The sequence below is a fragment of the Novipirellula sp. genome, from assembly GCF_041583735.1.
Classification (GTDB): Bacteria; Planctomycetota; Planctomycetia; order Pirellulales; family Pirellulaceae; genus Novipirellula.
Genome location: NZ_JBFHFD010000494.1, coordinates 1 through 6,434, shown reverse-complemented (window position 1 = coordinate 6,434; position 6,434 = coordinate 1). Strand labels below are relative to the sequence as shown.

Annotated in this window: 5 protein-coding genes; 2 read left to right on the top strand and 3 right to left on the bottom strand. The window is 57.3% G+C overall.

All coding sequences use genetic code 11. The annotated features are described in order from the left end of the window. On the bottom strand, positions 1-1,385 hold a 1,385-nt coding region (locus ABX962_RS26625), incomplete at its 3' end, for a hypothetical protein (protein WP_372723925.1). 820 nt (positions 1,386-2,205) lie between these two features. On the opposite strand from ABX962_RS26625, the gene ABX962_RS26620 reads away from it, so the two are divergent. Both ABX962_RS26620 and rnpA read left to right on the top strand, forming a co-directional pair. Next, positions 2,206-3,186, top strand: a complete 981-nt coding sequence (locus tag ABX962_RS26620) for a DnaJ C-terminal domain-containing protein (protein WP_372723923.1) — start codon at positions 2,206-2,208, stop codon at positions 3,184-3,186. Between the two features lie 177 nt (positions 3,187-3,363). Next, positions 3,364-3,759, top strand: coding sequence for a ribonuclease P protein component (rnpA, locus tag ABX962_RS26615; protein WP_372723921.1), 396 nt, complete (start codon positions 3,364-3,366; stop codon positions 3,757-3,759). Positions 3,760-3,839: 80 nt separating this feature from the next. On the opposite strand, the gene ABX962_RS26610 is transcribed toward rnpA, so the two are convergent. Together ABX962_RS26610 and ABX962_RS26605 are read right to left on the bottom strand one after the other, a co-directional pair. Continuing rightward, positions 3,840-5,672, bottom strand: a complete 1,833-nt coding sequence (locus ABX962_RS26610) for a DUF1598 domain-containing protein (RefSeq protein WP_372723919.1) — start codon at positions 5,670-5,672, stop codon at positions 3,840-3,842. Positions 5,673-6,086: 414 nt separating this feature from the next. Continuing rightward, on the bottom strand, positions 6,087-6,434 hold a 348-nt coding region (locus tag ABX962_RS26605), incomplete at its 5' end, for a GNAT family N-acetyltransferase (RefSeq protein WP_372723917.1).

Here is a 6,434-nt window from a genome sequence, read left to right as displayed (position 1 = left end):
GCCTTGGCAAACTCGTCCAAGCGGGCACTGTAAAACACTTCACCATTGTGAATCACTTCTAAGTAGTCGACGGGGTCGCGGACCGATAACTGAATCTCTGGCTGAAGCGTTAGCACCTGTCCGCCATTGGCAGTGAACACGTGACCGGGAATCTGGCCGCTGAGCGTCGGCAACAACATCGGACCGTTCGTCGCGACACTATTGCCCCTGAACGCGCGGTGCCACCACTCGGTTTCACTAAGCACTCGCACTGCGGCATTGGCGTCGGCATCCAATTGGCGGTAGGTTTCCAGCGGCGCTGCGACGTAAAGCCGGTTGTAGCCAACTGGCGTGGTGGGTGCGTCCGATCCGCTGCCGGCCAGCGGTGGAATCCGGAATCCCGCTTCGAGCAGGTTGCTGTAAATCCGCTCCGCCCATCGCCCAAGCTCCGTCGGATGCTCGGTCCGTGGCCCATCGGGCTCTCGCCCGTCCGCCGGATTGATGATCTTGCGGTCCAGTCGCAGCCAGTCTCCCAAAATAAAGAATCCATCCACTCGCTGGCTCGCTAACCAGACCGGTAGCGGCCAAGCAAATGGGTTTTCAATCGCCACTCGAAAATCCGTGCCCCCACCGTTATTGGCATCTTTGTGCTCGATGTCAGTGGGATCGTTTTTCGGAATCGCCGCCAACCGGGCGACAACGGGCAGTTTGCTGCTAGGCCTTCCGGCTGTTTTCTCTGGTACATTCGCCTCAGTGAGCTCAGCCGTTTTCTCTAACTCTACTGGCTCCTCTAACTCGACTGGGAAGCCGTAAAACAGCAGTCCTCGGTCGTGGACAGCGTCTTCGCGAATCCAGGAGGGATCATTGGCGGGAGGATCATCTCGATCACGGCCGGCGATTGGCTTGGCATCTTCGCGGCCGAGCACAGCGGCGACGTGCAGATCTTCCGATGCCATCCGCAGCGGCAGACTGTTCGGCGACGCGAGAACACAGCAATCGCCGCTCGTCCAGCCTTTGTCGAGCATGTCGATCATTCGCGGCAAACGCACCCCATGCTCATCTAGGCTTTCTGGATCGAGTGCAAAATTGCCACGAATGACGCGGTACTCTGGGCCTCGGGTCAGCCGAAATGTGTAGGGACCATCTGGAAAAGAGACATCGAGGGTGCGATCGATCACGACACCAATTCCGGCGGGAACGGTACGCCGAATCGACATCCGCCGGCCGCTTTCGTCGCCGCGAAAGATCTCTAGTCGTGCACTGGCAGGCTCGCCCGTCGTTTCATCATCGACGCGAATCGTCAATTTGCCGCCTGCCGCGACCGCAACCGTTGGGATGGCGGTGAACAAGACAACGCTGGCGAGCGTGAAAAGACAAAGAGACAAGCGAAGATAGGAAAGAGGCATGGTGAGGAGTGAAGAATCGAGGGGGAGAAGAATAGAAGGGGAGACACCGAGAGGGGGAGACATGGAGATAACTAGTTTAGTTGGGTATGAGCCAATACAGGGAGAGCGATTCTGCTGCGAGAAGTGATGGGAGTGACTGGAGCGTCCATTTCTAACACTGCGATCCCCACCCAGAGGGGAGGTTGAACACGCAAACGGCTTGGAAAGCCGAGCGACAATTTGTCGAAGATTCAAAGGCAAACCCAGCGTGATGACAGGTTGAAAACCTATCCCACAATTGACGACTTCCGCTACGAATCCCTTGCTGGCGTCCAGCATGTCACCTCGCCCGGCGAAGCGGGGAGAAGTCGGACGGGCCCTCAAGGCCTCGTTCGGGTGAGGGCTGACCGCGCTATCTTGATGCGAGATGGGGGTTGCGATTCGACTTGCTCGGACGCCCTCACCCGAGCAATCGCCATACGCTCTGCTCGACCTCTCCCAACTGCGTTGAGAGAGGTGACTTTCTCGCTGGCACGGTCGATTTCTAACACTCCGAGCCCCACCCAGAGACGGCTGCCGCCGGCCCTGACCTCCCCGGGGGGGAGGTAAAAGTGGTTTTGCGCTCGCATTGGGAGTCGCATGTGGTGGTTGCCGAAGATCCTCGGTACAGCCCGCCGCGATGACAGGTTGAAAACCTATCCCACATTTGCTTCGGGAGCAGTGGAACTTCGAATTCAAATCGGTTCGCGGTTTGCTCCTGCTAGTCGAAAACGCAGCAATCTGCCAAGTTGGCACGTAGCTGAATTCTTTGAACCTTTACACCGTACCGAAATTTGAAGTTGTGGCAGAAGATCTTTACCAAATTTTAGGGGTCGCTCGCGACGCCTCGAAGGACGATATCAAGAAAGCTCACCGCAAGCTGGCGCTGAAATATCATCCCGACAAGAATCCTGATAACAAAGCGGCACGCGAGAAATTCAAGCGTGTTCAGGAAGCTTACGATGTGCTCAGCGACGAAGAAAAACGTGCTGCCTATGACCGTTACGGTGCCGATTTTGAGAAAATCCGCGGTGGGGGATTTAATCCGCACGCCGCTGCTGGCGCTGGATTTGACGGTTTGGACCTGGAACAGATTTTTGGCGGCCGCGGTGGCGGCGGCGACGTGAAGTTCGAAGGCGGCTTCTCGGATTTCTTCGAACAGATGATGGGAGGCGGTGCGGGAGGCCGCGGCGGGGCAGGCCGAGGTGCGGGGCGTGGTCGCCGAGCGGCGCCACCACAACGCGGCCAGAACGTGCGGCACGAATTGGAACTGCCTCTGCAAACCGCGGTGCTCGGGGGCACGACCGAGTTCTATCTGAACCGCGCGGGCAAAAACGAAAAATTATCGGTCACGATTCCGCCGGGGGTAGAAACCGGCTCGAAAATTCGCTTGCGTGAACAAGGCCAACCGTCGCCCAACGGAGGCCCCACCGGCGATTTGATCTTGATGATCAAGGTTTCAGACCATCCGCATTTTCGCCGGTTCGGCAAGAACTTGGAACTCAAGATTCCCGTTTCGCTTCCCGAAGCGGCGTTGGGCGCGAAGATCGACGTGCCGACGCCAAGCGGTACGGTGGCGATGTCAATTCCTGCGGGATCGAGCAGCGGACGCCGCCTGCGACTGAAGGGACAGGGGATCCGCAGCCGCGACGGTTCGGCCGGCGACTTGATCGTCGAATTGCAAATTCGGTTACCGGAAACAATCGACGACGAATCGAAAGAACTGATTGAAAAGTTCGCCGAACGAAATCCAATGAACCTGAGACACGATTTGTCGTTCTAGCGTAACGTGCCCGGTGTCTTTGAAGTCCGGTGCCTTTGAAGTGCATCCGGTTCTGAATGATTCGTTATCCCATCACAACCCGAAGCGTCAGCGAGGGAATATCGATCATGATTCGGTCCCTCACTAACGCTTCGGGTTGTGATTTTACCAAGTTCGTTGGCTTAACGCCTCACAAACTTGACTGTCTACGTGCGTCCTTCATGGCAAATCTCTGTGCGTTATCTGTTTCCTAAATCGCGTCGCATTGTTCACAGTTCGCAATTCACCGTGATCCTGCGACGCGGGGTGTGCGTGGCCGACGGCGTGTTAGTGTTGTTTGCGGTCAAGAGCGAACCGGGATCCGCGAGTCGATTGGGAGTCACGATTCCTAAACGCACAGGGAATGCGGTCGTAAGAAACCGCTGGAAGCGTTTGATTCGCGAGTCGTTTCGGACACAACAGGACCGTGTCCCCGGCGGCATGAACTTGGTCGTCCGCCCGAAAAAGGATGCCCCTGCGGACTGGGCAAAGATCCAAAAATCAATTCCCTATCTGACTCGTAAGGCGGCACGGCGATTGGAAAGTGAGAAGTGAGAGAGGGGGGGGGAAGACAGGGAGACAGGGAGATTGAAAAAGTTAAATTGTCAATTGAAAAAGGGATTGCGGGATTGAGCCTAGCTGGGGTGCCAAGCTTGCTCGTGGACGGAGGGTAAAATCGTCGATACCGGAACATCGTACCGCCCCACAGCACTCCTTGTCTCCTTGTCTCCCTGTCTCCCTGTCTCCCTGTCTCCCTGTCTCCCTGTCTCCCCCTGGTCCCACCACCAACGTTGGACTCGATGGGGGCGATCCGCTGCGGAGGCGGTGGCGGTGTCGAGGGCTGCATACTTGTTAATTTCTTGCGGCAGTGTCTGCTTTGCATCCACTGACACACCACCACTGGCGATTACGATGTGATGTTTTTGCTTTCCGTGCCGGACGGTGTGCAGTGTCGCGATCGACTCAACTTGACGCGGAGCGGTCAACATCCACGGGCGATCACTGTTGAACGGAGTCAAGCTTTGGATGAGTGCGTCATGGACACTCGATTCGGTATAACGCTCGGCTAATTCAGCAATCGAAGCAGCTTGATAAATCGACTCGAGCGCCCCGTAAATCGGATACTGCTGGCGAATCCGATTCCAATCTTGATTAAACCCCGCGACAAACATTTCCGTGCGTGGATCGTTGGTCAGATGACCTCGCTCGCCACTGGCGATCGCTCGCTCGTTCTGTCCACTCAGCCGAATCGGGTTCCCCGCGAGTTCAAAGACGCGGCGATCGTTGTCCGAGCGAACGCTTCGCGGTACGGCGGTGAACCACAACCGCAACAGCAGATCTTGCGGTGGCCCCTGGGCGATCAAAGCATCCACCGCATCGAGATAATTGTCGGTTCCTTCGGGCAACGACTGTTTTCCCAGAGCGAGTTGTTTCATGTGCCGATCGGCCTCGACCATCACATAACCGATCACGGTATCGGGGGCCGTCCCAAACACTTCGACCCGTTGCATCCCTAAAGCAGCGCGGACCGCTTCGGCGGCGGTGCCGATCGGAATCGATTTGTTTTGAATTGCGACCGCCGTCTGGGCTGCGTTTTGCAAACCTTCACGCGTCGGATCGATCGTACAGCCAAACGCTTGACGATGTTGTGCTGCCGCGAGACAGGTCAACAGAAAGTCGAGTCGCAAGGTGTTGCGGGCGGTGACGCGGTCACGATACCAGCCTTGAAATGTTTCGATTCCACCGACTTCGCCTGAGAGGATGATATCGTCGTCAGTGAACTGCACGAATCGAACTTCGGATAAACCCGCAAGAAATTGGATCGAGTCGGGTACGTTCTGGCCCGAGATTTGGTAGTGCGAAAGCGCGTCTCGCAGACGACGTAGCGAGATGCTGCGAAGCGGCGAAGGAGTGCGCCATGCGAAAGGTGAAAACAAGGCGTCGGGATCACCGGCGGCCGCGGCTTCGCCGAGTTGGGCGGTTAGATTATCCATTGCGTCGGTACGCGTGGTCGTCTGGCACTCACGCAGCGTTCCTTGCGGGTCGACAAAGACGCCTTGGGGGTAAGGTGCCATCGTACTGGGGCCGCCGAGCGATTCCCACGTGTCGGGAACGACGGTGGTTTCGATTAACGTCATCAGCGAACCAAAATCGGCAAACGAGCTGCCGCCGGCTGCGCCGTTGTTGTTGGCAATGACTTGGTTCCGCGCGTCGGCGGAGTCGATTCCGCGAAGCGTGGAATTAGCTGCGACGGAATCGCCAACGGCGGATTGCGCGTTCGAGATCTGTGCCAGGAATTGATCTCGTTGGGGCAGTGATCCTGCGGCGGCAGCCTGCTGGCGAGCGGCGGCAAATTCACCTGATTGAAGTCGACTGAGCGGTTGTTGTGCAGGACTGTCGGGAATCGAGATGGAAGCGCCCCAAATCAAACCGAGCAGAAGCCAAAGACGATAAGAGCGTTTTGCCATGACAGGATCGGGGGGCTGAGTCGGATGAGAAGAGACGCGAGACCGGTTCGCTTGATTCTACAGCAAATGAAGGGCCCGAGCAGTTTCGCACGCGGGAGTGAGTTGCAAGGTAAAGGCGTTTTCCGCGGTGCACGACAAATGGGATCCGCATTTCCGGAAGTGGAGGCGATGCTAGGTGTGGCGTTTTGATCGAGGCAGATTGCAACGATTGTGGTGGGCCGGATCATGTTGCGTTCGGCAGGGCTCCCGGAGGGAGGGTGAACTCGATTTCACCTCCCCGCTGGGGAGGTCAGAGTCGGCGGCAGCCGGCTCTGGGTGGGGTTCGGGGTGTTAGAAATGGACGGTGCAAGCATGGTTTCACCAGCCCTCCCCGACCGCTATCGCGGCCGCCCCTCCCTGAAGGGAGGGTGAATATTAGCCCTCGTCGAAATCGCTCCATTTGCCATCGATCAGTCGCTGCTGCGGTTTGAACCTGGACTTGTAATTCAAATGCTGGTTCTCGGCGACGTACATCCCCAAGTAAACATAGCGGCGTGCGGTCGCTCGCGCCCACTCGATCTGCTTTAACACCGCGTACGTCCCAAGACTGTATCGACTGTACTCGGGCCGAAAGTGGGTGTAGACGGCTGACGTACTTTCGCGGCCCAAGTCGACAATCGAAACCGCAATCAACTCGCTGTCCTTCCAAATCGACAACTCCCGAGTCTGGCAACACGAGTCGGCTAGAAACGATCGATAGGCGTCTTCGTCGACGGGCTCGTC

What these genes read in the sequence shown, in the direction of transcription:
- ABX962_RS26610 (WP_372723919.1), bottom strand. Translation starts at nt 5,672, where the DNA reads ATGGCAAAACGCTCTTATCGTCTTTGGCTTCTGCTCGGTTTGATTTGG.